The 23312-nt window shown below is 57.7% G+C and carries 28 protein-coding genes; 14 read left to right on the plus strand and 14 right to left on the minus strand.

Annotation, left to right across the window (positions count from 1 at the left end):
* Positions 1-79: 79 nt before the first annotated feature.
* On the plus strand, positions 80-1444 hold the full coding sequence (locus ACRZ9X_RS03765; RefSeq protein ID WP_480516027.1) for an MATE family efflux transporter: 1365 nt from the start codon (positions 80-82) through the stop codon (positions 1442-1444).
* A gap of 2 nt (positions 1445-1446) precedes the next feature.
* On the opposite strand, the gene ACRZ9X_RS03770 is transcribed toward ACRZ9X_RS03765, so the two are convergent.
* Positions 1447-1845 (minus strand): hypothetical protein, encoded by a 399-nt coding sequence (locus ACRZ9X_RS03770; RefSeq protein WP_480516028.1) that lies wholly within the window; start codon positions 1843-1845, stop codon positions 1447-1449.
* 13 nt (positions 1846-1858) lie between these two features.
* Complete coding sequence (locus ACRZ9X_RS03775; RefSeq protein WP_480516579.1) at positions 1859-3061, minus strand: pyridoxal phosphate-dependent aminotransferase; 1203 nt, start codon at positions 3059-3061, stop codon at positions 1859-1861.
* Between the two features lie 90 nt (positions 3062-3151).
* Here ACRZ9X_RS03775 and ACRZ9X_RS03780 point away from each other — a divergent pair, with 90 nt between their 5' ends.
* The 3 genes from ACRZ9X_RS03780 to ACRZ9X_RS03790 all read left to right on the plus strand — a co-directional run bounded on the left by ACRZ9X_RS03780 (position 3152) and on the right by ACRZ9X_RS03790 (position 4374).
* Positions 3152-3544: a helix-turn-helix domain-containing protein gene (locus ACRZ9X_RS03780; RefSeq protein ID WP_480516029.1), complete on the plus strand. Its 393-nt coding sequence runs from the start codon at positions 3152-3154 to the stop codon at positions 3542-3544.
* Complete coding sequence (locus tag ACRZ9X_RS03785; RefSeq protein ID WP_480516030.1) at positions 3541-3798, plus strand: succinate dehydrogenase assembly factor 2; 258 nt, start codon at positions 3541-3543, stop codon at positions 3796-3798. The genes ACRZ9X_RS03780 and ACRZ9X_RS03785 overlap by 4 nt, the downstream gene beginning before the upstream one ends.
* A gap of 78 nt (positions 3799-3876) precedes the next feature.
* Positions 3877-4374 (plus strand): MarR family winged helix-turn-helix transcriptional regulator, encoded by a 498-nt coding sequence (locus ACRZ9X_RS03790; protein WP_480516031.1) that lies wholly within the window; start codon positions 3877-3879, stop codon positions 4372-4374.
* On the opposite strand, the gene ACRZ9X_RS03795 is transcribed toward ACRZ9X_RS03790, so the two are convergent.
* From ACRZ9X_RS03795 to ACRZ9X_RS03805, 3 genes are read right to left on the minus strand one after another with little or no spacing between them, the layout of a single operon-like run.
* Positions 4368-5087: a DUF1194 domain-containing protein gene (locus ACRZ9X_RS03795; protein WP_480516032.1), complete on the minus strand. Its 720-nt coding sequence runs from the start codon at positions 5085-5087 to the stop codon at positions 4368-4370. The two genes, ACRZ9X_RS03790 and ACRZ9X_RS03795, sit on opposite strands and share 7 nt — an antisense overlap.
* Positions 5084-5788: a DUF1194 domain-containing protein gene (locus ACRZ9X_RS03800; RefSeq protein ID WP_480516033.1), complete on the minus strand. Its 705-nt coding sequence runs from the start codon at positions 5786-5788 to the stop codon at positions 5084-5086. Before ACRZ9X_RS03800 ends, ACRZ9X_RS03795 begins: the two co-directional genes overlap by 4 nt.
* A complete protein-coding gene (locus ACRZ9X_RS03805) occupies positions 5785-6213 on the minus strand; it encodes a VOC family protein (RefSeq protein WP_480516034.1) in 429 nt (142 codons plus the stop codon). Before ACRZ9X_RS03805 ends, ACRZ9X_RS03800 begins: the two co-directional genes overlap by 4 nt.
* A gap of 191 nt (positions 6214-6404) precedes the next feature.
* Here ACRZ9X_RS03805 and thyX point away from each other — a divergent pair, with 191 nt between their 5' ends.
* A complete protein-coding gene (gene thyX / locus ACRZ9X_RS03810; protein ID WP_480516035.1) occupies positions 6405-7316 on the plus strand; it encodes an FAD-dependent thymidylate synthase in 912 nt (303 codons plus the stop codon).
* Between the two features lie 416 nt (positions 7317-7732).
* On the opposite strand, the gene ACRZ9X_RS03815 is transcribed toward thyX, so the two are convergent.
* A complete protein-coding gene (locus ACRZ9X_RS03815) occupies positions 7733-7939 on the minus strand; it encodes a cold-shock protein (RefSeq protein ID WP_170652516.1) in 207 nt (68 codons plus the stop codon).
* 214 nt (positions 7940-8153) lie between these two features.
* On the opposite strand from ACRZ9X_RS03815, the gene ACRZ9X_RS03820 reads away from it, so the two are divergent.
* On the plus strand, positions 8154-8471 hold the full coding sequence (locus ACRZ9X_RS03820; RefSeq protein WP_480516036.1) for an ArsC/Spx/MgsR family protein: 318 nt from the start codon (positions 8154-8156) through the stop codon (positions 8469-8471).
* Between the two features lie 42 nt (positions 8472-8513).
* The gene (locus ACRZ9X_RS03825; protein ID WP_480516037.1) at positions 8514-8882 is read left to right on the plus strand and encodes a hypothetical protein; all 369 of its coding nucleotides are present in this window, start codon (positions 8514-8516) and stop codon (positions 8880-8882) included.
* Between the two features lies 1 nt (position 8883).
* Here the strand turns inward: ACRZ9X_RS03825 and ACRZ9X_RS03830 are convergent, their stop codons facing one another.
* The 5 genes from ACRZ9X_RS03830 to thrS form a co-directional block, all read right to left on the minus strand.
* On the minus strand, positions 8884-9402 hold the full coding sequence (locus ACRZ9X_RS03830; RefSeq protein ID WP_480516038.1) for a hypothetical protein: 519 nt from the start codon (positions 9400-9402) through the stop codon (positions 8884-8886).
* Entirely contained in the window at positions 9399-10160 is a 762-nt protein-coding gene (locus tag ACRZ9X_RS03835) for an HvfC/BufC family peptide modification chaperone (RefSeq protein WP_480516039.1), read from the minus strand. Before ACRZ9X_RS03835 ends, ACRZ9X_RS03830 begins: the two co-directional genes overlap by 4 nt.
* Positions 10157-11014, minus strand: a complete 858-nt coding sequence (gene bufB / locus ACRZ9X_RS03840) for an MNIO family bufferin maturase (RefSeq protein WP_480516040.1) — start codon at positions 11012-11014, stop codon at positions 10157-10159. Before bufB ends, ACRZ9X_RS03835 begins: the two co-directional genes overlap by 4 nt.
* Positions 11015-11084: 70 nt before the next feature.
* Entirely contained in the window at positions 11085-11387 is a 303-nt protein-coding gene (locus tag ACRZ9X_RS03845) for a BufA1 family periplasmic bufferin-type metallophore (protein WP_480516041.1), read from the minus strand.
* A 222-nt stretch (positions 11388-11609) separates the two neighbouring features.
* Positions 11610-13601 carry a threonine--tRNA ligase gene (gene thrS / locus ACRZ9X_RS03850; protein ID WP_480516042.1) on the minus strand — a complete coding sequence of 664 codons (1992 nt, stop codon included), beginning with the start codon at positions 13599-13601 and terminating at the stop codon, positions 11610-11612.
* A 220-nt stretch (positions 13602-13821) separates the two neighbouring features.
* On the opposite strand from thrS, the gene ACRZ9X_RS03855 reads away from it, so the two are divergent.
* The 3 genes from ACRZ9X_RS03855 to ACRZ9X_RS03865 are packed head-to-tail and all read left to right on the plus strand — an operon-like array spanning position 13822 to position 16220.
* Positions 13822-14571: an alpha/beta fold hydrolase gene (locus tag ACRZ9X_RS03855; protein WP_480516043.1), complete on the plus strand. Its 750-nt coding sequence runs from the start codon at positions 13822-13824 to the stop codon at positions 14569-14571.
* Positions 14571-15563 carry an alpha/beta hydrolase gene (locus tag ACRZ9X_RS03860; RefSeq protein WP_480516044.1) on the plus strand — a complete coding sequence of 331 codons (993 nt, stop codon included), beginning with the start codon at positions 14571-14573 and terminating at the stop codon, positions 15561-15563. Before ACRZ9X_RS03855 ends, ACRZ9X_RS03860 begins: the two co-directional genes overlap by 1 nt.
* A 42-nt stretch (positions 15564-15605) precedes the next feature.
* On the plus strand, positions 15606-16220 hold the full coding sequence (locus ACRZ9X_RS03865) for a hypothetical protein (protein WP_480516581.1): 615 nt from the start codon (positions 15606-15608) through the stop codon (positions 16218-16220).
* 33 nt (positions 16221-16253) lie between these two features.
* Here the strand turns inward: ACRZ9X_RS03865 and ACRZ9X_RS03870 are convergent, their stop codons facing one another.
* Together ACRZ9X_RS03870 and phaZ are read right to left on the minus strand one after the other, a co-directional pair.
* Positions 16254-16847 carry a DUF6151 family protein gene (locus ACRZ9X_RS03870; protein ID WP_480516045.1) on the minus strand — a complete coding sequence of 198 codons (594 nt, stop codon included), beginning with the start codon at positions 16845-16847 and terminating at the stop codon, positions 16254-16256.
* A gap of 5 nt (positions 16848-16852) precedes the next feature.
* Entirely contained in the window at positions 16853-18124 is a 1272-nt protein-coding gene (gene phaZ / locus ACRZ9X_RS03875) for a polyhydroxyalkanoate depolymerase (protein ID WP_480516046.1), read from the minus strand.
* Between the two features lie 111 nt (positions 18125-18235).
* Between phaZ and ACRZ9X_RS03880 the strand changes: the two genes are divergently transcribed.
* The 4 genes from ACRZ9X_RS03880 to ACRZ9X_RS03895 all read left to right on the plus strand — a co-directional run bounded on the left by ACRZ9X_RS03880 (position 18236) and on the right by ACRZ9X_RS03895 (position 22074).
* Entirely contained in the window at positions 18236-20038 is a 1803-nt protein-coding gene (locus ACRZ9X_RS03880) for a PHA/PHB synthase family protein (protein ID WP_480516047.1), read from the plus strand.
* Between the two features lie 130 nt (positions 20039-20168).
* Entirely contained in the window at positions 20169-20615 is a 447-nt protein-coding gene (locus ACRZ9X_RS03885) for a phasin family protein (protein ID WP_480516048.1), read from the plus strand.
* A gap of 136 nt (positions 20616-20751) precedes the next feature.
* On the plus strand, positions 20752-21306 hold the full coding sequence (gene phaR / locus ACRZ9X_RS03890; RefSeq protein ID WP_480516049.1) for a polyhydroxyalkanoate synthesis repressor PhaR: 555 nt from the start codon (positions 20752-20754) through the stop codon (positions 21304-21306).
* A 42-nt stretch (positions 21307-21348) separates the two neighbouring features.
* Positions 21349-22074 (plus strand): trypsin-like serine peptidase, encoded by a 726-nt coding sequence (locus tag ACRZ9X_RS03895; RefSeq protein ID WP_480516050.1) that lies wholly within the window; start codon positions 21349-21351, stop codon positions 22072-22074.
* Between the two features lie 3 nt (positions 22075-22077).
* On the opposite strand, the gene ACRZ9X_RS03900 is transcribed toward ACRZ9X_RS03895, so the two are convergent.
* Entirely contained in the window at positions 22078-23292 is a 1215-nt protein-coding gene (locus ACRZ9X_RS03900) for a DegT/DnrJ/EryC1/StrS family aminotransferase (RefSeq protein WP_480516051.1), read from the minus strand.
* Between the last annotated feature and the right edge of the window lie 20 nt (positions 23293-23312).

Below are 23312 nucleotides of genomic sequence, written 5' to 3' on the forward strand. Positions count from 1 at the left end.
GGTTTGCCGTTTGATCTCAAGCTGAAATTTCACGCGTCCCCACTTGTCTCGGTCCCGGCGCGGGCCTAAGGCTGTCGGGATGAGCAATCCGATGACATATCGTGGCCATGCGCAGGCCATAGCCGTGCTGGGCCTGCCGTTGATCGGCGGACATCTGGCGCAGTTTGCCATCGGGTTGACCGATACCATTATGTTGGGATGGTACGGGGTTGAGGCGTTGGCGGCCGTTACGTTGGCCAACAGTTATTTTTTCGTGTTGTTCCTGTTCGGGGCGGGTTTTGGCTGGGCGGTCATGCCGATGGTTGCCACCGCTGCGGCCGAAGGTGATGAAACAAGCATTCGCCGCTCTACCCGTATGGGGTTGTGGCTGTCGCTACTTTATGCGGCGCTGATGATGCCGCTTTTGTGGTGGTCCTATCCGATCCTGATTGCGTTAAAGCAGGACCCTGAAGTGGCTGAAACTGCGTCGCAATACCTGCGTGTTGCTGGATGGGGATTGTTTCCCGCACTGTTTGTCATGGTGTTGAAATCCTATCTGGCCGCGCTGGAGCGGACCCAGATCGTGTTGTGGATCACCGTGGTCGCGGCTGTGGTGAATGCTTTTACCAACTATGCGTTGATCTTCGGCAATTGGGGGGCACCAGAACTGGGTGTGATCGGGGCCGCTATCGCCTCGGTGGTAACGCATATCGTGTCTCTGGCGGCGGTGATTGCCTATGCGGTTCGCACCTTGCCCGAACATGGGTTGTTCCAGCGGTTTTGGCGGCCGGATTGGGAGATGTTCAACAGCGTTCTGCGCCTGGGCATTCCCATCGGCCTGACCACTTTGGCCGAGGTGTCCTTGTTCGCCACTTCGGCTGTCATGATGGGATGGCTGGGACAGGTGCCCCTGGCGGCGCATGGTATCGCGCTGAATCTGGCCTCGGCAACGTTCATGGTGCATCTCGGCCTGTCGAACGCGGCCACGATCCGCGCGGGAAATGCGCTGGGCCGCCGCGACCGCGCGCATCTTGAAAAGGGTGCGATCGTGGTGACAGCCATGTCGCTGATCATGTCCTTGCTGACGATTGTTTTGTTCCTGACCTGCGCCGAGCCGCTGATTTCCTTGTTCATGGAAACCGACGATCCGCAACGGCCGCAGATTCTGTTGATTGGCAGCGGATTGCTGGCAATGGCGGCCTTGTTCCAACTGGTGGATGGGGCGCAGGTGATTGCACTTGGGCTGCTGCGTGGCTTGCAGGATGCCAAAATTCCGATGGTGATGGCGGCGCTTAGCTATTGGGTCGTGGGGATTCCCGCATCGTATTACTTTGGCTTTGTTCAGGGGATGGAAGGCATCGGCGTATGGCTGGGTCTCGTCCTCGGTCTGGCTTGTGCCGGGGTTCTGTTGATGGCGCGATTCTGGATGCAATCCGTGCGCACCGTCGGGGTCGCGGCCGAGTAGCCTTAGTTCTCCAACCGATCCGATTTCTTACGCACCAGTACCGAGCGCAGATCATGCATCGCCATCAGTAACCGGTCGGTGACATCCTCAAGCTGCGCCTCTGTTGCTTTGGACTGCGCCCACTGGGTAGTCAGGTTCAGGTGGTCTATGGTGCGATGAATATCGTCGATATCGCGGCGCGCCAGCAGGGCAGCGCGTTCCTGCATCCAGCGTGTGATCTCGGCCCGGTCTTCGTCGGTCAGATCACGCTGCCCCTGAGGTTTGACCTCGCCATTTCGGATGTTGATGACAGCGATCTGCTCCATCTCGATCCGGCGATGGCGGTTCTCCGTGTCGATCCGAAAAACCACCGCCCCGTTTTCACGGATACGGAAATAATAGTCTGGCAGGAGGTCTGACATCAGACGTCTCCTGTCACTTCAGCGCGGCGCAGAAGGTCTGGATGCGCGTACAGGCTTCTTTCAGTGCTTCGTCAGAGGTCGCATAGCTGACCCGGAAATTCGGCGATAAGCCAAAGGCCGCGCCAAAGACAACCGCCACGTCGGCCTCTTCCAGCAAAGCCGTTGCAAAAGCCTCATCCGAGTCAATCACTGTGCCTGCGGGTGTGGTTTTGCCGATCAATCCTGCGATCGAAGGATAAACGTAAAATGCCCCTTCCGGCACCGCACAGGTGATCCCGTCGATGGCGTTCAACATCTCGACGACAAGATCGCGGCGGCGCTTGAAGGTCACATTGTTCGGGGCCAGAAATTCCTGTGTGCCGTTCAGCGCCTCAACCGCGGCCCATTGACTGACCGAGCAGGGGTTCGACGTGGATTGCGACTGTATCTTGCGCATCGCCGCAATAATCTCGACAGGACCCGCGGCATAACCGATGCGCCAGCCGGTCATCGCATAGGCTTTGGACACACCGTTGCAGGTCAACGTACGCTCATAAAGACCAGGTTCAACTTCTGCAGGTGTGCAGAATTCAAAACCGTCATAAGCCAGATGCTCATACATGTCGTCGGACATGACCCAGACTTGCGGATGACGCATCAGAACATCGGTCAGGGCTTTCAATTCGTCACGGCTGTAACCGGCGCCGGTGGGGTTTGAGGGCGAGTTGAAAATGAACCATTTGGTCTTGGGCGTGATCGCGGTCTCAAGCTGTTCCGCGGTCAGTTTGAAGCTGTTTTCCAACGAGGTTTCGACCACGACGGGCGTGCCACCCGCCAGCAACACCATGTCCGGGTAGCTGACCCAATAGGGCGCGGGGATGATGACCTCGTCACCTTCGTTCATCGTGGCCATCAGCGCGTTGTACAATGTCTGCTTGCCGCCGGTGCCCACAGATATCTGTGCCGGGCTGTATTCCAACCCGTGATCGCGTTTCATCTTGGCGCAGGCGGCTTGCTTGAGTTCCGGGATGCCATCCGGTGCGGTGTATTTTGTCTTACCCGCCGCAATCGCCGCAACAGCGGCGTCCTTGATGTTTTGCGGTGTGTCAAAGTCCGGTTCGCCTGCGCTCAGGCCGATGACGTTGCGTCCGGCGGCCTTCAACTCGGCCGCTTTCGCCGTCATTGCTATGGTCGGTGATGGTTTTACGCGAGAGAGTGTCGCAGACAGGAAACTCATGGCGGCCTCGGTTTGTATGTTTAGCTTGTCTGTCATAGGGTGCGCCCGAATGACGATCAAGCGATATGAATAAGAGATTTGGAGACCCTGATGAAAGATGAAAACGACTGGTACGGCCCGGATTCTGCAACCTTCGGGGACCGGCTAGCGGCAGCGCGGGACGCTGCAGGGATGACGCAGGCACAGATGGCGCGGCGTCTGGGTGTCAAAAAGGCCACCATTGCAGCGTGGGAGAATGACCTGTCCGAACCGCGCGCCAACAGGCTGTCGATGCTGGCTGGTATGGTGAACGTGTCGATCATGTGGCTGTTGACGGGCGAAGGCGACGGCATGGACGCGCCGGTCGATTCCGATGACGATACAGTCGAATTGGCGGGCGTTGTCGCTGAGCTGCGCTCGATCCGGGGCGAGATGCGCGCAAGCGCAGAACGCGCGGCACGGCTCGAGAAAAAACTGCGCCTGATGTTGGAACAAGAGCAGTGAGCGAAACACGTGATACACGCATCAAGCGCATGAAAATGCGCTCGATGCGGCGTGGGATCAAAGAGATGGACCTGATTCTGTCCGCCTATGCCGAGCGCAACCTGGCGGAGATGGATGACACCGGGCTGGACTTGTATGATGCGCTTTTGCACGAGAATGACCAGGACCTGTACCAGTGGGTGACCGAGCAGGTCGCGCCGCCTGAACAGTTTGCTGCTCTGATCTCGGAAATCGCACAAACCTTTCAAAAATAGAAGAGAATTGGACTTAACCGATTTTTCGGAAATTCACGTCATCGTGCAGGGAACAGCGCGAGTGAATCGGAGGATCGGATGAGTATGGAAATGCAGGTTTCCGGGCAGGGGGCCAGGGGCTTCATGACCAGTTATCTTGAAGCACTGGCATTGGTCGAGCGTTTGCACCGCCTGCTTCTGGATGTCATCAAAGATGAGTTCGAGCGGGTCGGCATTCTGGAAATCAATGCTGTGCAGGCGTTGCTTTTGTTCAACATCGGCGATCACGAGGTGACTGCGGGCGAATTGAAAAGCCGGGGTTATTATCAGGGCAGCAACGTCAGTTATAACCTCAAAAAGCTGGTCGAAATGGGGTATATGCACCACCAGCGCTGCGAGATCGACCGCCGTTCGGTGCGCGTGCGCTTAACCCCACGCGGACGGGAAATCCGGGACATCGTTTCGCAGCTTTTTGCGCGCCATGCAGACGGCCTCCAAAGTCGCGGGGTGCTGGGGGCTGAAGGGATCGAGGATATCACCGGATCACTGAAACGGGTCGAGCGGTATTGGACGGACCAAATCCGCTATATCTACTGAATGTGCGGGGATGCGTCTGAAAGGATCAGCCCCTCCAGTTCGCGTTTCAGCTTGCGTGTCATGGCTTCTTCATAGGCTTCAAAGCCCAATGCAACTTCAACAAACGCATTCGGTCCAAGGGTGACCCAGGCACGATAACATGCCGATAATTCCCCGACCTGGACGTGGCGCCTGTCGCCTTGTTTGGGATCGTCAGTACCGATCACCAGACCGTTGATGGTGATCCCCGACCTGCTGAGCGTTTGTTTGACGTCGCGCGGATGCGGGCCAAGGTTGTGTTTGCCGTCGCCCGACAAATCCAGCGTGCGCCGCCAGCAGTCGGGATGTTGATCCAGAAGGCTTGCTCCAAAGGTCATCGCCGATCCCACCGCTGTCCCTTGCGGCGCGGCAGAGCGCGTGACCGAACGTAGGTTCTGTGTGACGCGCTGCAACGTCTGGGCGGACCGAATTTCGGTCCAATCCAATAACATTCGGTGATGGCCGGTCTCGCTCCACTCAAAAACCGCAAGCCGAACAAATGCGGCTGAGTTGGACAGCAACAACTGCGCCACTTCGGAGTGGCCCAAGGCTGCGGCCAATCCCTTGATCTGTAACTGATATTCACGGCTGTCGACTGATCCGGACACATCCAGCCCCAACGCCAGCGCCTGTCGGCATTGCGCGGTAGCGGCCCCTGCCCAGACGCACACCAGAACACATGCCAGCCGGATCATTCACGGTCGCCTATCGACAGCTCGCTCAGTTCCAGCCCTTTGAGTTCGCGTTCCAGCTTGCGGCGCATTGCCTGTTCAAAATCCTCGAAACCGTCGGCGATCTCCAAAAACGCTCCGGGCCCGTGCAGAACTTCCTGTTTAAAGAACGGGATCAGGTCAACCTCGCCTTCAAAGTCGGCAGCATTGATCACAAGGCCGTTGACGGTGACGTTGTCGAACGGGAAATGCTTATACGCGATCTGGGGGCCATACCCGTCATTGTTCTTACCGTCGCCGGAAATATCGATGGTCCGAAACAGGCATGCAGGTGCGCTTTGCATCAACCTTGCGCCAAATGCCAGTGCATGGCCCATCGCTGTCGGAGAGTCCATCGTCGACCGGACCGAGGTTCCGACGCGGTGCGCGATGGTGATCAGGGTCTCAGGGCTGTCGACCAGGTGCCAATCCACAATCAGGGCTTGGTTGAAGCTGCCGGACCACTCATAAACCGCCAACGCAACCGGATGCGGAGAGGCAAAGAACGCGGCCTCAACTTCGGGCGCGATCAGAGCGGCGGCCAACCCGCGGCGCTGCAGCATGTCCTCGGTCGCGTCAACCGAGGTCGAGATATCCATCGCAAGGGCAAGAGCCAGCCGACATTGTTCGGCCCAAGCGGGGCTGACGCCAAGCGTCAACCCCAGAGAGAACAGCCAGCGGATCACCAGTGACCGGTGCTTTCCATGCTGGTCCAGGGCTCTGCAGGCTCCAGAGCGTCGCCGTTCTGGAGCAACTCGATCGAAATATTGTCCGGCGAGCGCACGAACGCCATACGCCCGTCACGCGGTGGACGGTTAATCACAATCCCATTGTCCTGCAGCATCTGGCAGGTCTCATAGATATTGTCGACGCCATAGGCGAGGTGACCAAAGTGGCGGCTGTCGCTGGGCAGTTCATCATCGCCGTCCCAGTTGTATGTCAGCTCGATCGGCGCATCTTCCTGCCCCGGAGGGGCCAGAAAAATCAACGTGAACCGACCGGCCTCGCTTTCATGCCGGCGGGTTTCTTTCAGGCCCAGCAACTCATAAAACGCCATGGATTTTTCAAGATCCTTCACGCGAACCATAGTGTGCAGATATGTCAGTCCCATCGCGACTTTCCTTATTTCGTGTGTGCTTGTTCGCAGCTTAGCGCGCGAACAAAGCATGTCGAGGGGCGCGGTGGCACGGTGGGTTTCGGGCAGGGTGCAATTTAACGATACGAACCCTTCATATAGCAGTTTCGACCCCCGCGCGACCGAGATATAGTGGTGGGCGACTCATTGCTGGAAAGGAAAATTTCATGCCGCTGTCTTCTGACCAACTGGCCGAGATCGAAGCGCAACGCGCGCAGGCAAGCCCGACACGCCGTGTTGTCGCGGACGGTATGGAAGACCACCTATATACGGCGCATCAGGTTTTGGACCACGGTTTTGTTCGCGTGATCGATTATATGGGGGATGATGCGGCGATCTGTCAGGCGGCGCGCGTATCTTACGGCAAGGGCACCAAATCGGTTCAGAATGACGAAGGGCTGATCCGTTACCTGATGCGGCACTGGCATTCGACCCCGTTCGAGATGTGCGAGATTAAGTTACATGTCAAACTGCCGGTGTTCGTGGCGCGCCAGTGGATTCGCCACCGGACCGCCAATGTGAACGAATACTCGGCGCGGTATTCGATTCTGGACCGCGAATTTTATATCCCAGCGCCCGAACACGTGGCCGCACAATCCGAGGTCAACAATCAGGGACGTGGCGACACGTTGCAGGGGGAAGAGGCCGCGCGGGTGTTGGAGATTCTAAAGGCCGACAGCGCGCGTTGCTACGACAATTACGAGGCGATGATCGCTCAGGACGGCCAACAGGGGCTGGCGCGCGAATTGGCGCGGATGAACTTGCCAGCCAACATTTATACGCAGTGGTACTGGAAGGTGGACCTGCACAATCTGTTCCATTTCCTGCGGCTGCGGGCCGATCCACATGCGCAATACGAAATCCGTGTCTATGCGGATACCATGTGCAAGATCGTGGCGGACTGGGTGCCTTTTGCCTATCGCGCGTTCGAGGATTACCGCCTTGGCGCAGTCAATCTGTCTGCGCAAATGGTGGCCTGCCTGCGCCGTATGCTGTCCGGTGAAGCTGTCACGCAGGAGAATTCCGGCATGACCGCCCGCGAATGGCGCGAGTTTGAGGCTGTAATCCGGAAGGGCTGAGTGCATCTGGCGTTTATCCATCCGCTCGTTATGGATTTTCTGTGCCGACAGCAAGACATGTATGACGTCATTTCAGGGTGCTTTTTGTGCGACGCCACCGTTTGTCCCGGTAAAGTCAAATAGCCGATCGCCCGCCCGAATTGCTTGCCCGCGCCGGATTCACTGAGAGACTGCCTCGCCATTCGGGGCAAAGAAGGCAACGAAGGGCACAGGTCTGAATCTGCAAGCCGGGGAACTGGACGATTGTTCCGATTCAACCGGGATATCCTGCGCTGTTGCGATGGGGAAAGCCGTAGACACTCATGCCACAGATGATCCGGCGCGAGGCTAATATCGTCGTCAAATTGAGTGGTCAACGGCCGTCTGTTGGGCCGCTAACCGTTTTTAATACACTTCGTGATGTAACGAAGGTTCTTCTACAATGGCTTCAAATCAGCCGCCATCTGGCGTCCGTCACGGCCGTCCTGCAGCTCGTACTGGACTTTCTGATTGTCGGCGAGTCCGGTCAGACCGGATCGTTCTACGGCTGAGATATGAACAAACACGTCTTTGCCGCCTTCATCGGGGGCGATAAACCCATAGCCTTTAGTGGTATTAAACCATTTCACGGTGCCGGTAGGCATTTCCCGTGTCTCCTTCTACTTACACGTTGTCCCACAAATTGGTGGGGCTGTGGCTGGCGCGACGGCAACACATCACTATTTCACCCACGCAAGACAGCGCGAGTTTCGTGTTCCGCCTTTTTCAACATTGCACGGTAAAGTAAAAAATCAAGAATAACCGAGGCTAACGAACCGTTTTGCACAATTTTGTATCAAAGACAGGAACAATCGAAATATGCGCCTTTATGGACTGAAAACATGCGATACCTGCCGTAAGGCACTGAAAACACTTCCACAAGCCGAGTTTGTGGATGTCAGGGCGCAGGGTGTTCCTGCTGAAGTGCTTTCACAGGCTTTCGAAAATTTCGGCAAAGCTTTGCTCAACACCCGATCGACAACCTGGCGTGGGTTGAGCGAGGAGGAACGCAACCATCCCGTGTTGGATCTATTGACCGCCCACCCAACTCTGATGAAGCGCCCATTGATTGCAATTGAGGGGCAGATGTTCCTGGGTTGGACAGATGAGACCCGGCGGGGACTTGGAGTCGTCTGATCCATCACATATGTGACAAGCTCAGGTACGGAGTAGGTTTGAATGCGCAACGCAGCCATGGTTTTGGGCGTCATCGCCGGTTTGGTCGGAATGATCGTCGGTTTTTTCGGATATGGGTTTGTCGAGGCTATCCGCCAATTTGGCGAGATCGAAGGCATCGCCGAGCAGGTTGAGAACCCGGGGCTTGTTCAGACAGCCTCGGTCGTTGCGCCCTTGCTTGCGATTGCGGGCGGCGCAATGGCGCATTCACGCGCATTGATCGCGGGCATTTTGCTGCTGATTTCGGCGGCGGGGATGTATTATGCGTTTGGGTTCGGTGTCTTCACCATGTTCCCAATCGCCTTCGCAGGTGTTGCGGGGATGCTTGGGCTGGCCGCGGGAAAACCGGACCAGCCCAAGGCGCATTTCTAGGTTACTTCAAGCGCAGAATGCGATCCAGTGACAGTGGGCCTGCGCCGTTGATGAAAATGACCAGCAGCAGGAAGGTCCACATAACCCGCTGATCCATCAGTGTGATCGAGTTGTTGAACAAACCGCCCAATGCAACGCCGTGGCCAGTCACGTCAGCAATGGTCTGCACCCAGACAAACCCGATCATGCCAAGTGCGGCCAGACGGGTCAGCAAACCAACCAGCAAAAGCGCAGGCAGGACAAATTCTGCCACGGTGCCAAAGAAGATCACGATGCGCTGAAAAAAGCTCATCTGCGTGACGTCATACAGAACGGCTTCGGCCGCTTTGGGGAATATCTGACCGAACGCACCCGCCGAGGGCGAGAAAATCGAGCCATCGATTTTCAGCGTGGCCGAATTCCAGTAATAGACCAACAAGACAGCGATAAAAATCAGCCGGGCCAACGTCGGCGTCAACCAGCCGGACGCGCTGTCCACCTTTTCGATTTTTTCATTGTAAGTTGAGATCAGGGCAGTCATGTGTCCAGCCTTTCGATAGTCACGGAAGTAATTGCACCGCCCTGTAAAAGCAGTGCCAGAGTGGTTCCAAGGTCAAAGTCGGGGGCGTTTGCAACAACGGTTTCATAGGCTTCGCCGATGCTGTGCCCGCCTTCGATAAGAGCGATCCAATCGGCACCGCCCTCGGGCAGAAGATCGGGCGCGGGATCATATTCGGCGCGGGTAATCAATACATCCTGCGCGCCGGGTTCCGGTTTGGGAGCGTCAGTTAGCGAATTGAAGCGCCAAATCGCATGGATCGGCCATTCCGATCGGATGACCTGCATCGCAGGGGCCAGGGTCAGTTTCGCCTGCATCAGGTCCTCGGGCGAGAGCGTCAGCGCTTCGGCTTCGATCCCCTGACTGTCTGCGGCGTGATAGGACCGGCGCAGGGCGAGTTCCAACCGCGCGACATCCGCCAGATATCCAATGTGCGACAACTGCTCCATCCCCGCCAGAAACTCGGGGAATTTCTCACCATAAAACATCATCAATGGTGAAGAGGGTGGATTCTGCCGCAAGAACATTCCGGACAACCCGTCCATGTTCTGCGCGCCCAGCAGTTTGGTGATCACCGGAAAAGCCTGATGCATGGCTTCGGTCAGCGACACGGCAACATTGTTGCGGTAAACGCTGAACCTGCGACCCGCGGGTCGGTTTTCGGCGTCCAGCAGACCGTCAGGGACAGGTTGATTGGCATCCAGCAGGGCCGTGTGAAAATGTGTCTGCGACACGCTCATGCCGGAACCCGTTCGAGCGCGGTTTGCGCGCGTTCCGCCTCGGCCCGCAAAACAGGCCAGTCCGGAACATCCGTGTCCCATTCGATCAACAGGGGTTTTGGGCCGGATTTGTCCAGCACATAATCCAGAAGCGCCCAGACCGGGTCCACAACCTCGCGCCCATGGCTGTCGATCAACAGCGGTTTGCCGTGGTCGTCCTCATCCTCATCATGGCCGCCAAGGTGGATTTCACCGACCTTGTCCAGCGGATAGGCGTCGATATAGCCCTGCGGTGAGAAATCCAGATTGGTCGCTGACACGAAGACGTTGTTCACGTCCAGCAAAAGGCCGCATCCGGTACGTCGCGCGATTTCGCGCAGAAAATCGGGTTCGGACCATGTACTTTCTTCGAAGGCCAGATAGCTGGACGGGTTTTCCAGAAGCATCTGCCGCCCGACAATTTCCTGTACCTGATCAATATGATCGCAGACGCGACTTAGCGTTGCATCGGTATAGGGCAGCGGCAGCAGGTCGTTCAGAAAGTGGCTGTCATGGGTCGACCAGGCCAGATGTTCAGAAAAGCTGGCGGGGTTCAGCCATCCGACAAGGTGTTTCAATCGCGCAAGGTGATCCGCGTCCAACGGAGTGTCGCCGCCAATTGACAAACCGACACCGTGGACGGAGATCGGGAAAAGTTCGGACAGATGACGCAGTTGCGCCAGAGGGCGTCCGCCATCACCCATATAATTCTCGGCATGGATTTCCAGCCAGGCCACTGGTTTTGCGTGGTCAAGTATCTGCGAGAAATGCTGAGGCTTATAGCCGACACCCGGAGCTGCGGGCAAACGGTTCGACCTGAGTGCATCGTCCAACATGAACCTATTCCCTGATCACGACAAAGGGGCGGGCGTGATTGCCCGCCCCCTGACATTCGAATGTTCAGCCTTATGCCGGCAGGTCACGATCCAGCGGCTCCAGCGAACCTTCGCGGGCTGCGCCGTCTGCTGTCTTGGGCAGTTCGATATCGGCACAGGTGCCGGCATCGACCAGAGTCCATGCGTTGCCCTGATAATCGACGGTCGAAGTGCCCGCACAGGTGGTGCCGGGGCCTGCGGCACAGTCATTCTGACCGGCCAGAGACACGCCATAACATTTCTCTTTCGCCTGGGCGCTTGCTGTGGTGGCAACGCCCGAAACGGCGGCTGCAACTGCGCTTGCGATAACCAGTGTTTTTGCGGTGTTCGACATCTCGAGTAATCCTTTTGCTGACTGCGTATGTCTGCTTGTGACACTGACAAAGGTAGTGGCTTGGGCCGCAGAGTTGAATTCACGAGCCCGTGTCTCACAACCCCGTCAAAGACTGTCATGCCCTCTTGCAGGTTAACAAATTGTTTTCGAAATGAAAATTGCTAATTGTTTCAATCCGGCCCCGAATTCAGGGCCGGATTTTCAGCGATTTGCCGCCGAATGTTACAGCTGATCGGGCGGTGTCGCGGCCTGCGACAGCTCATTTGTTACAGTCTCAAGCGATTGAACCTGCGTTTGTTTTTCGCCCAGACGCCGCACGCTGACGGTACGGTCGTCCACTTCACGATGCCCGACCGCGAGAATCACGGGGACTTTACCAACTGAGTGTTCGCGGACCTTGTAGTTGATCTTTTCGTTGCGAATGTCGGCCTCGGCCCGCACACCTGCCGCCCTGAGAGTGTCGACCACGTCTTTGACGTAGGCATCCGCATCAGAGGTGATCGAGGCAACCACGACCTGACGCGGGGCCAGCCAGAACGGCAGCTTGCCTTCCCAGTTCTCGATCAGGATGCCGATGAACCGTTCGAACGAGCCCAGGCAGGCGCGGTGCAGCATATAGGGGCGGTGCCGGTCGCCATCAGCGCCGACATAGGTCGCGTCCAGCCGCTCGGGCAGGTTGGGATCAACCTGGAATGTGCCGCATTGCCAGACCCGGCCGATGGCGTCGGTCAAATAGAAATCCAGCTTGGGGCCGTAGAAAGCGCCATCGCCGGGCTCCAGCGTATAATCCCGGCCCACCGCCTTGATCGCGTTTTCCAGCGCGCCTTCGACATAATCCCAGCTTTCATCCGTACCCACGCGTTTTTCGGGGCGGGTGGCAAAGCGGATCTCGAACTCTTTGAAGCCGAGCTCGTCATAGACATTTGCCAGAAAGTCGATGAAGCGGGCGCATTCCTCTTGGATTTGGTCCTCGGTGCAGAAGATATGAGCGTCATCTTGCGTGAACCCGCGCACGCGCATGATGCCGTGCAAGGCGCCCGAGGGTTCAAACCGCGCGCATGATCCGAACTCGGCCAGCCGCAGGGGCAGATCGCGATAGCTTTTGAGGCCCTGATTGAACACCTGCACGTGGCAGGGGCAGTTCATCGGCTTCAGCGCGTTGATCCGGGTCTGATCGCGGTTCTTCGAGCTGGCGTCGTCATGCTCGCCATCGCGGCTTTCGTCGACTTCGACCAGGAACATGTGGTGCTGGTACTTCTCCCAGTGGCCCGAGGCCTCCCACAGTTTGCGGTCAACGACCTGTGGGGTGTTGATCTCGTTATACCCGCCTGCGCGTTGCTTGCGGCGCATATAGTCCTGCAGTTGGGTGTAGATGGTCCAGCCGTTGGGGTGCCAGAACACCTGACCGGGGGCTTCTTCCTGCATGTGGAACAGGTCCATCTCGCGGCCCAGCTTGCGGTGGTCGCGTTTGGCGGCCTCTTCCAGCATGTGCAGGTGGGCCTTGAGCTTTTCCTTGCCGGTGAAGGCCACGCCGTAGATGCGTTGCAGCATCTGGCGCGAGCTGTCGCCGCGCCAATAGGCGCCGGCGATGGACATCAGCTTGAATGCATCACCCGGCAGCTGACCGGTGTGCTGCAGATGCGGGCCGCGGCAGAGGTCCTGCCAGTCGCCGTGCCAATACATGCGCAGCGGCTCATCGCCGGGGATGGCGTCGATCAGTTCGACCTTATAGGGCTCGTCATTGGCGGTGTAGAAATCGATCGCGCGCTGACGGTCCCAGACTTCCGTTGTCACGGCGTCGCGCTTGTTGATGATTTCCTTCATCTTTTTCTCGATCAGGCCGAGGTCTTCGGGGGTGAAGGGTTCGGCGCGGTCGAAGTCATAGTACCAGCCGTTATCGATCACGGGGCCGATGGTGACTTTGGTGTCGGGCCAGATCTCTTGCACCGCACGCGCCATGATATGCGCCAGGTCGTGGCGGATCAGCTCATTGGCCTGCGCCTCGTCTTTCATGGTGTGGATGGCGATTTGCGCGTCGGCGTTGATGGGCCATTGCAGGTCCCAGTGCTTGCCGTCGACCGTGGCCGAGATGGCCTTTTTGGCCAGCGAGGTCGAGATGTCGGCCGCCACCTGCGCAGGCGTGACACCGGCGTCATAGGATCGTGCATTGCCATCGGGGAAGGTGAGTGAGACGGATTTTGAATCCAGGGCCATATTGGCTCTCCTCGTCGGTTTGGCGCCCACTGAACGCCCGGTTGCGGGTTATGTGTGTTGCGCTGCTTTGGCAGGTGGTGGTGCGTGTGTCAAGGGTGGGTGCGAGGGGCGCTGCCCCTCGCGCTCCCCGGAGTATTTTCGAAAAGATGAAGGGTTGGGAGCCGGGAATTGCAGCCGATGCCCGGACGTGCATGATGAGGTTAGCAGCAGTGAGGATGGTATGGCACAGGCAGAATTTCTGAAAACGGCGCAGGGACGGCGGCTGGCGTATCACCAGAGCAAGGGGGTGGGGCCGACGGTGGTCTTTCTGGGCGGCCTGAAGTCGGATATGGAAGGCACCAAGGCGGTGCACCTTGAGGCCTGGGCGCGGGTACGTGGGCAGGGGTTTCTGAGGTTCGATTATTCCGGTCACGGCGAAAGCTCGGGCACGTTCGAGGAAGGGTGTATCGGTGATTGGCACGAGGATGCGGTTGCTGCGATTGAGACATTGACCGATGGGCCGCTGATCGTGGTGGGCTCGTCGATGGGGGGCTGGCAGGCATTGTTGCTGGCGCGCGTGATGCCTGAGCGGATCGCGGGGATGGTTACGATCGCTGCGGCGCCCGATTTTACGGAAGACGGGTATTGGGCATCATTCTCGGATGCGCAGAAGACCGCTTTGGAGACCGTGGGCCATGTCGAACTGCCGTCGGATTACATGGAGCCCTACATCATCACCAAACGCATGATCGAGGATGGGAGGCGACAATTGGTGTTACGCACACCTTTGGAATTGCCATTTCCTGTCAGGTTTCTGCAGGGCACAGCTGATACGGCAGTTTCGACCGAGACTGCCGTCCGGCTGCTGGAACATGTGACCGGCGCGGATATCCGTTTGGAACTGGTCAAGGATGCCGATCATCGGTTTTCGGACGGGCCGTGTTTGGGGATTATCGAGCGGGCGATCCTCGATGCGATGGGGGGTGCCTGATGCGATTGTTCGGGTGGGTTTTGGGGCGATTTCTGTTGGCACTGATTGCGGTTGGTGCGCTGGTTTATGTCTTTGGGCCAAGGGAACCGGTCGAATTGCACCCTCGGTTCGAGGCCCGCAAATTCGGCGAGGGGGTTCAGGTATACTTCGAAAGCATCGAATCTGCCTTTGATGATATCGTGCCGGGTGTTGAAAAGCGGGTGGTGTGGCGCGACGGTTTCAAAGAGCAGAGAACACTGTATTCCGTTCTGTATATCCATGGGTTTTCCGCGACTTCTGAGGAGATTCGCCCTGTTCCGGACCGTGTGGCCGAGGCGTTGGAGGCGAATCTGGTCTATACACGGCTGGGCGGGCATGGCCGTGACGGGGCTGCGATGGCCGAGGCGACGGCCTCGGGTTGGATGCAGGATACAGCCGAGGCGCTGGCAGCAGCGCGGGCTGTCGGGGATCAGGTGGTGGTCATCTCAACCTCAACGGGCGGGACATTGGCAGCGGCGGCGGCTCTGGATCCGGAACTCAGCGCAAATGTCGCGGCGATGATTTTTGTGTCCCCGAATTTTGGCGTGAATGACAAGGCTGCTTGGATACCGTCCTTGCCTTGGGCGCGGGTTTGGTTGCCGATGATCATGGGACCTGAACGGGGGGCGCCTGGGCCGGATGCGGAAAAGAACAAATACTGGACCGTGGTGTATCCTTGGGAGGCCGTGGTGCCGATGTCCGTGCTGGTCGATGCCGTCTATGCGCTGGACTTTTCGACGGCGAATATCCCGGCCCTGTTTTGGTTCTCTGATGATGACAAAGTGGTGCGGCCCAAGCGCACGCACAAAGTGGCGCAGGCATGGGGCGGGCCGGCATCGGTTCAGCTGGTAACCATGGGGCCGGGGGATGATCCGCACTCGCATGTGGTTTCCGGCCGGCTGATGTCTCCGGGGCAGACGGACAGGACCGTCAGCGGAATACTGACTTGGCTTGCCGCGCAAGGGATTGAATGACCGCCCTAAGGCGAGGGGACGAGGATGCGCAAACCCGGAAGTATGTGGAGTCTGGAGACATTGGGACGGGTGCGACTGTCCCGGTATTTCTACATGCGAGATTTCCTCTATTCCGAGATTGCCAATTTTCATCAGTTGCAAAATATCCCCGAAAATCCCGATCTGGCCATCGAGACTGGACGTGCCTTTTGTCAGACGCTGCTGGATCCGCTTGAGGAAACCTTTGGGCGCATTGCCGTGCGGTCGGGATATCGGTCACCCGCCCTGAATCGATTTGGCAACGAGAACAAGCTGAATTGTGCCCGCAATGACAATCCTATGGAATGCCATATCTGGGATCGCGGAGAAGGTGATGCCCGAATCGCCGGCGCATCGATCGTGATCCCATGGTTTGCCGATCGCTTTGCTGACGGGCGGGACTGGCGCGATCTTGCGTGGTGGATGCACGATCATCTGAACTATTCCGAGATCTGGTTCTTTCCCAAACTCTGCGCCTTCAATCTGGTTTGGAGGCCAAGACCGCATCGTCGGATCGACAGTTATATCGCCCCGCGTGGGTGTCTGTTGCGCGCAGGTGGTGAGCCTCACGAGCCACTGGAACAGCGGCGCGCGCGATATGCTGATTTCCCGGATTTTCGTGGTTTGGTATACCCTTAGGCGGCGAAGTTCGCCTTCGCAAAAGCCTTCGAGTTAATCCGCTGTTCGACTGAGCGTTGCGCGCTGCGCTTTGGTCAGGACGACGGGTTCTGTGACCGGTTTACCAGTTTCGATGTCGAAGAACGGGGTGCTCCTCCAGCGACCGGACAGCCTCGATGTGGCGGTGCGGTGCAGCAGGCCAAAGAGCGCATATCGCAGCTTTTCATGGGTCTGTTTGCCGTTGGGCCCGGGAACAAAGCCGCGCGTTGTTACCGGGCCGAGAGGGGTGGTGTCCTGCAAGCAGTTCACAATGAAAGCAGCGAACGGGAGGGTGGGCGTTGCAGGCGTTGTTGCCACTGGAGCGTTACAGCATCTGGCGTACCACCGCAGCATTCCCTTGGGACTCAACCGCATGACCGCCAGATTCGCGGCATCTGAGTGGATCCTGATCGCATCAGGGGTTGTGTGGAACACATCTACCGGGCCCGGTGCCGGATCGGGTTGGCCAAAATAAAGTTGGGCGGCGCGGCAATCATGGCAATAGCACACGACATGGGTGCCATACCTGACCCCGGCTGATGTGAGATGTCCATGTAAGGTTCCACAGCTGCAGGAAAAGGCGATATTCGAAGCCGCCTTTCTGTCCATTTTCGTCAGGCGACCCTGTTCTTGTTGGCTGCGCGTCGCCCTGGCTTGCGGCTGTTTTCGTTCATGAAATCAATGACAAGCGGTCGGATGTTGTCACGCCAGCTGCGACCCGCGAAAATGCCATAGTGACCTGCTCCGGGCTCGACATGGCTGGCCTTTTTGCTGTCGGGCAGACCGGTGCACAGGTCCAGCGCGGCGATACATTGACCCGGGGCCGAGATATCGTCATTCGCGCCCTCAACCGACTTGACGGCGACATCGGTGATTTTGCCGATATCCACCTTGTGACCGGCCACGACAAACTCGTTGCGCGCAATCTCGCGGTTTTTGAACACACGCTCGACCGTTGAAAGGTAGAATTCGGCCGTCATGTCCATGACTGCCAGATACTCATCGTAAAACCGGTTATGGGCGTCGTGGTCAGACGCTTCATCGCGGACCACGCGCAGGATCTGGTCGGTAAAGGCCTTGCTGTGACGCTCGGCGTTCATTGACATGAACGAGGCCAGTTGCAGAAGGCCCGGATAGACCATCCGACCAACGCCACGGTACTTGAAACCGACGCGCTGGATCATGGTTTCTTCCAACTGCCCCATCGTCACACGACGTCCGAAATCGGTGACTTCCGTTGGCGTGGCATCGGGATCAACCGGACCGCCGATCAGGGTCAGCGTGCTGGGTTGGGCCTTTGGCTCCACCTCGGCCAGATAGGCCGTTGCGGCGAGTGTCAGTGGTGCGGGCTGGCAGACGGCAACAACATGCGTGTCGGGACCCAGCTCTTTCATGAAATCGACAAGATAGAGAGTGTAATCCTCGACATCGAACTTGCCTTCGGACACGGGGATGTCGCGCGCGTTATGCCAATCGGTAATGTAAACTTCGCAATTGACCAGCAGGCTTTTGACGGTCGAGCGCAGCAGCGTGGCATAGTGGCCCGACATCGGCGCCACCAGCAGCACCTTGCGGGGTTGTTCCTCGCGCCCATTGACGCGGAAATGAATGAGATCGCCAAAGGGGCGCTCAAGCACCGTGGTGATATCGACAAGATGATCCTTGCCGTCCTCGCAGGTGAAGGTGCGAATGCCCCAATCCGGTTTGACTATCATGCGTTGGAACGTGCGCTCAGTCACCTCGCCCCATGCGGCCATCCAATTGAAGGCCGGATTTGGCGTCATCGAAAATAACGGGTAAGATGCCATTGCGCTGGCGGTTGCGCCCAGCCACTGATTGGTGTTGCGGACCGTCTCCATCAGGTCGTAGGTCATCATATAGCGCATCGAAGGGGCCTCCTGAGTGTCAGCCTTGGATTTCGGACCATTCGTCGCTTTGCCCCCCGGTGCCCACGACGTTATTCTGCATAGCAGCGAGACTAGGTGGGAATTGTTAAAATGACAACTACAGAGGGCGATACGCCTCAGATGACCGAAGAACATATTGAACGGCTTAAAGAAAATTTAGTTAAGGTCGAAGAACTGTCCCGGCGTCTGGTGGAGGTCATGGCGGGAAAGAAACCCCATACCCCGGCGCTAGACGCTCCGAATCAAGAGCTTTTTGCAAAAGCGGCAACGGCCTATTGGGCCGACGCCTGGCAGAATCCCGCGAAGCTGATGGAGCAGCAAATTGAGTATTGGGGCAAGTCAGTGCTGAACTTCGCCGAGGTGCAAAAGGCGCTGACCAGCAAAGGTGATTCAGCAACCAGCACGCCGGTCAAAGACAAGCGGTTCTCGAATCCGCTATGGGAGACCAACCCCTATTTCCGCCTCATTCGCCAGCAATACCAAACCAATGCCGAAACACTTGCGCAAGCCGTCGCATCGGTTGAAGACCTGGATTCCAAAGACAAACAGCGGCTTCAGTATTTCTCGCAACAGATCATCGACATGATGGCCCCGACGAATTTTCTGGCCACTAACCCGGACGCGCTGGAAAAAGCGCTTGAAACCGAGGGGCAGTCGCTCATTCAGGGGCTTGAGAATCTGGTCTCCGACCTGGAAGCCAACAATGGCGAGCTGGTGGTGAAATTGGCCGATGACAGCGCTTTTGAGGTCGGCGGCAACATTGCAACCTCGCCGGGCGACGTGGTGTATCGCAACAAGATGATGGAGCTGATCCAGTATAAGCCCGCGACTGAAACGGTGCACGAAACACCTATTGTTCTGTTCCCGCCCTGGATCAACAAATTCTATATTCTCGATCTCAAAGCCCAGAACAGCATGATCAAGTGGATTACCGAACAGGGATATACCTTGTTCGTGGTCAGTTGGATCAACCCGGATGCCTCCTATGCAGACGTCGGCATGGAAGAGTATATTCAGGACGGGTTTTTGGCCGCGATCGACGAAGCCAAGAAGATCTGCAAGGTCAAACAAGTGAATGCAGTTGGCTATTGCATCGCGGGCACGACGCTGAACCTGACGCTTTCCCTGTTGAAGCAGCGGGGCGACAAGTCAGTGAAATCGGCGACGTTCTTCACGACCCTGACGGATTTCGGTGAGCAGGGTGAATTCACGCCGTTCCTGCAGAATCATTTCGTTGACGGGATCGAGGACCACGTGGCCAAGGAAGGTGTTCTAAACGCCTGGATTCTGGGACGCACCATGTCCTTCCTACGCTCGCGTGATCTGGTTTATTCGCCCGCGATCCGCAATTACATGATGGGCGAGACACCGCCCGCGTTTGATCTTTTGTACTGGAACGGTGACGGCGCGAACCTGCCGGGCAAAATGGCGGTGCAATATCTGCGCGGTCTGTGTCAGGCCAACGATTTCGTCGGCGATGGATTTGAACTGATGGGCCACAAGCTGCATATCCGCGATGTGGATGTGCCCCTGATGGCGATCACCTGCGAGACCGACCACATCGCCACCTGGAAAGATTGCTACCGTGGTTTTCAGCAAGCAGGATCGCGGTCAAAGACTTTTGTGGTCTCGGAATCGGGTCACATTGCGGGAATCGTGAATCCGCCCAGCAAGAAGAAATACGGTCACTATACCAACCCGGATCTCAAGGCGGATGCCGATACCTGGCTGAAGGAAGCAGATTACCACGACGGGTCCTGGTGGCCGATGTGGGAGGCCTGGCTGAAAAAGCGGTCCGGCAAGCAAGTGCCTGCGCGCGATACAGGCGATTCGAACCATCCTTCGCTGGCCCCGGCGCCCGGGACCTATGTGAAGGTCAAGGCAACCGCCTGATTTCAAATTGAAACTAGAATTTTTCTGCATCGCAGCAAGAAAAAACTTGCAATGCTGCGATGCAGCAATCATATTGTCCTCAAGCTGATGAAAACCGGGGCGGGCCCGGTTCGGCAAAAGGATTAGGACAATGGCAAAGACTCAAGACTTTACCGCGACCCTGAAAGAAATGATGGGCGCATTCCCCGTTGACACCACCGCTCTGGAAGGTGCCTTCAAATCGACCGCAACCCTGAACGAAAAACTGTCGGGTGTTGCTCTGGACGCTGCTGAAAAGTCGGCTGAAATCTCGAACAAATGGACCAAAGACACTCTGGCCAAACTGAGCGAGATGTCGAAAGCCAAAGCAGAGCCTGCTGACTACGCAAAAGCCGCAACCGACTTCGCAAGCGCGTCGGCCGAAGTTGCTGCTGAAAACCTGGCCGCTTTCGCAGAAATCGCGAAAAAGGTTCAGACCGAAACTGTTGAGCTGCTGATGGCTGCCGGCAAAGAAGCTGCAGAAGATGCAACTGCCGTTGTCAAAAAAGCAACCAACGACGTTACCGCAGCTGCCAAGAAAGCCGCCGCTGCAAAGTAAGTAATGTCCGCGAGACGCACCTAATCCTCCCATATGGTGCAGATCGCTTGGGGCAGGTCGCTTGACCTGCCCTTTCTTTTTGTGCTGCAGTCGCATAACCTTCGCTGCAACGCATCATCCTTGGGGAGGGTAAACGGTGGCAGAACAAGAAAAACCGTTGCTGATAAAACGCTACGCCAGCCGACGGCTCTATAATACCGAGACCAGTGACTATGTGACACTGGAAGACATCGCAGGTTTTATCCGCGACGGGCGCGAGGTGCAGATCATCGACCTCAAAACGGGTGACGACCTGACCCGCCAGTATCTGCTTCAAATCATCGCCGAACACGAAAGCCGGGGTGAAAACGTGCTGCCGGTCAACGTTCTGAACGATCTGGTGCGCAGTTACATGGTGCCCGGCGGGGGCATGATGCCACAATTCCTGCAAAGCTCGTTCGAGATGTTGCGTGAAAGCCAGTCCAAGATGATGGAAAACATGAGCGCCATGAACCCGATGACCAAGATGCCGGGGTTCGAAGCGATGCAGGCACAGCAGCAGGCATTTCTGAAGGCGATGACCGGTGGTCTGTCGGGCGGCTGGTCCGGACCGGACAGTGAAGAACAACCGGATGCCGAGCCCAAAGAAGATCTGGACGATATCAAGAAACAACTGGCCGAGTTGCAGCAAAAGCTGTCCAAGCTCAGCTGATCCGGGCCGGTGTGGCGGCTGGTTCTGTTTGGTGCGCTGCTCTTGGCTGGTATTGCGGCTGCGCAGGGCAAATTCTCAACTGTTTGGGTGTCGGTCTGCACGTTGGGCAGCGATGCCGCTGCCGGTTGTGCAGACATTCGGGCGCGCGAGATACTCGATGCGTCCACCGCGCCCTGGCAGGCCATCGGGCGGGTCAATTTCGCCAGCAGGTCACAGCGATCCCATTGCACAGGCGTTCTGATTTCCGAACGGCATGTGCTGACCGCTGCGCATTGTCTGTATAACGGTGCGCGCAAACGGTGGATTCCGCCCTCCAGCATCCGCTTTGCCGCCGGGTATCAACGTGGAGAGGCCACGGCGGTATCAGTGGTTCAGGCTTATCGGATGAACCCTGAGCAAGGGCAGGCGGGACAATTCGACAATCGCCCGGATCTGGATTGGGCTGTGCTGGAACTTTCTGAGCCTATCGGTCAGAAGGTCGGGTATTTCGCGCTCGGCGATGAAAGCGCTGGCGGGTTTGTGGCCGGTTATCCAGGTGTTCGTCGTCATGTTCTGAGCCGTACGCCAACCTGCAGCGCCAGCCCGCTGCAAAGGGGGCTGATGCGCGCCATCTGTCCGGTCATGATGGGCGACTCCGGTGCGCCTCTGCTGGTCCAAACCGAAAACGGGCTTGCCGTCACCGGCATCCTGTCGCGCATTGCGCCAACCCCCGAGGGGATCGACGCGTTGTTTCTGTCTGTGGACCTGTTCGGTGTCGCGGGCCCCTAGGCGTCAGGTGCCATAGACTGGCATCGGACCTGCCACGTCACCGACCGAGGCCAGCAAGATATCAGCGATCACGTCCAGTTCGTCTTTCGTCAGCCGCACTGGCAGGCGCACGTCGCAGGCTCGCATCAACATCTCGCGGGTTTGTGGCAGTTCAGCCTGTTCTGGCAGAAACTGCCAATTCCAGAACGCGCGGGCGTTGTCTTCGCTCAAGCCGAAAACCTGGACTTTCACACCGCGCGAATCTGATGCGGCCGCAAAAGCCTGGATATCGGCGTCATCCAGACCGACAAGATTGAATTGAATGGAATCCGGCGCGCGCCGCTCGGGCGTCAGCGGGGCGGGGACGTCGATGAAGGGCGAGGTATTCAACCGCGCTGCCACGTAATCGTGGTTGGTCAATCCGTCATGCACCCGCCGCGCCAATTCGGGGATTTGTGGGCGGATCACCGCCGCGCTCAGGTTGCTCATGCGCAAATTATAAAGCGGCAGTTTGTTTTGCCAGCGGGCGAAGGCCAGTTCCAGCTCGGGCGAGTTGTCACCATGCGGGGGCTTGTGCTTTTTCCAGTTGTGCTCATACGCGCCAGACATGATCACTGCGCGCGCCACCAGATCAGCGTCGTCGGTGATCAGAATGCCGCCTTCGCCCGCGTTGATCATCTTGTAAGACTGGAACGAGAAACAGCCGATCTTGCCGATGGTGCCGATATTTCGGCCATGCCACGTGGTGCCCAGCGAATGGGCGGCGTCCTCAATCACCGGGATGTCGCGTGCGTCACACAGCTGCATGATCGCGTCCATATCCGAGGTATGTCCGCGCATATGGCTGATGATGACAGCCTGCACGCCGTCCAGCTTGGCGGCGAAGTCTGCCATGTCGATGCGATAGTTCCGGCCGACCTCGCAAAGCACCGGAATGCAATCCGCATGAACGATCGACGATGGGACCGCAGCGAAGGTAAAGCCCGGTATCAGCACCCGTGCGTCGCGCGGCAGGTCCAGCGCCTTGAGCGACAGGAACAGTGCGGCAGAACAGGACGATACCGCCAGCGCATACTTGCTGCCCAGCAGCGCAGCGAATTCGGCCTCAAGCAAAGCGACCGGTGCATCCTGCGGCGCGGTATAGCGGAACAGATCGCCGGACTGCATCAGGGCGTCGATGGCGTCTCGTGCTGCGGCGGGGATGGGTTCGGCGTCATGGACGTTGGGTACAAGCGTCATATTTGGATTTCCCGAATTTT

Source organism: Ruegeria sp. AL1 (assembly GCF_056540905.1).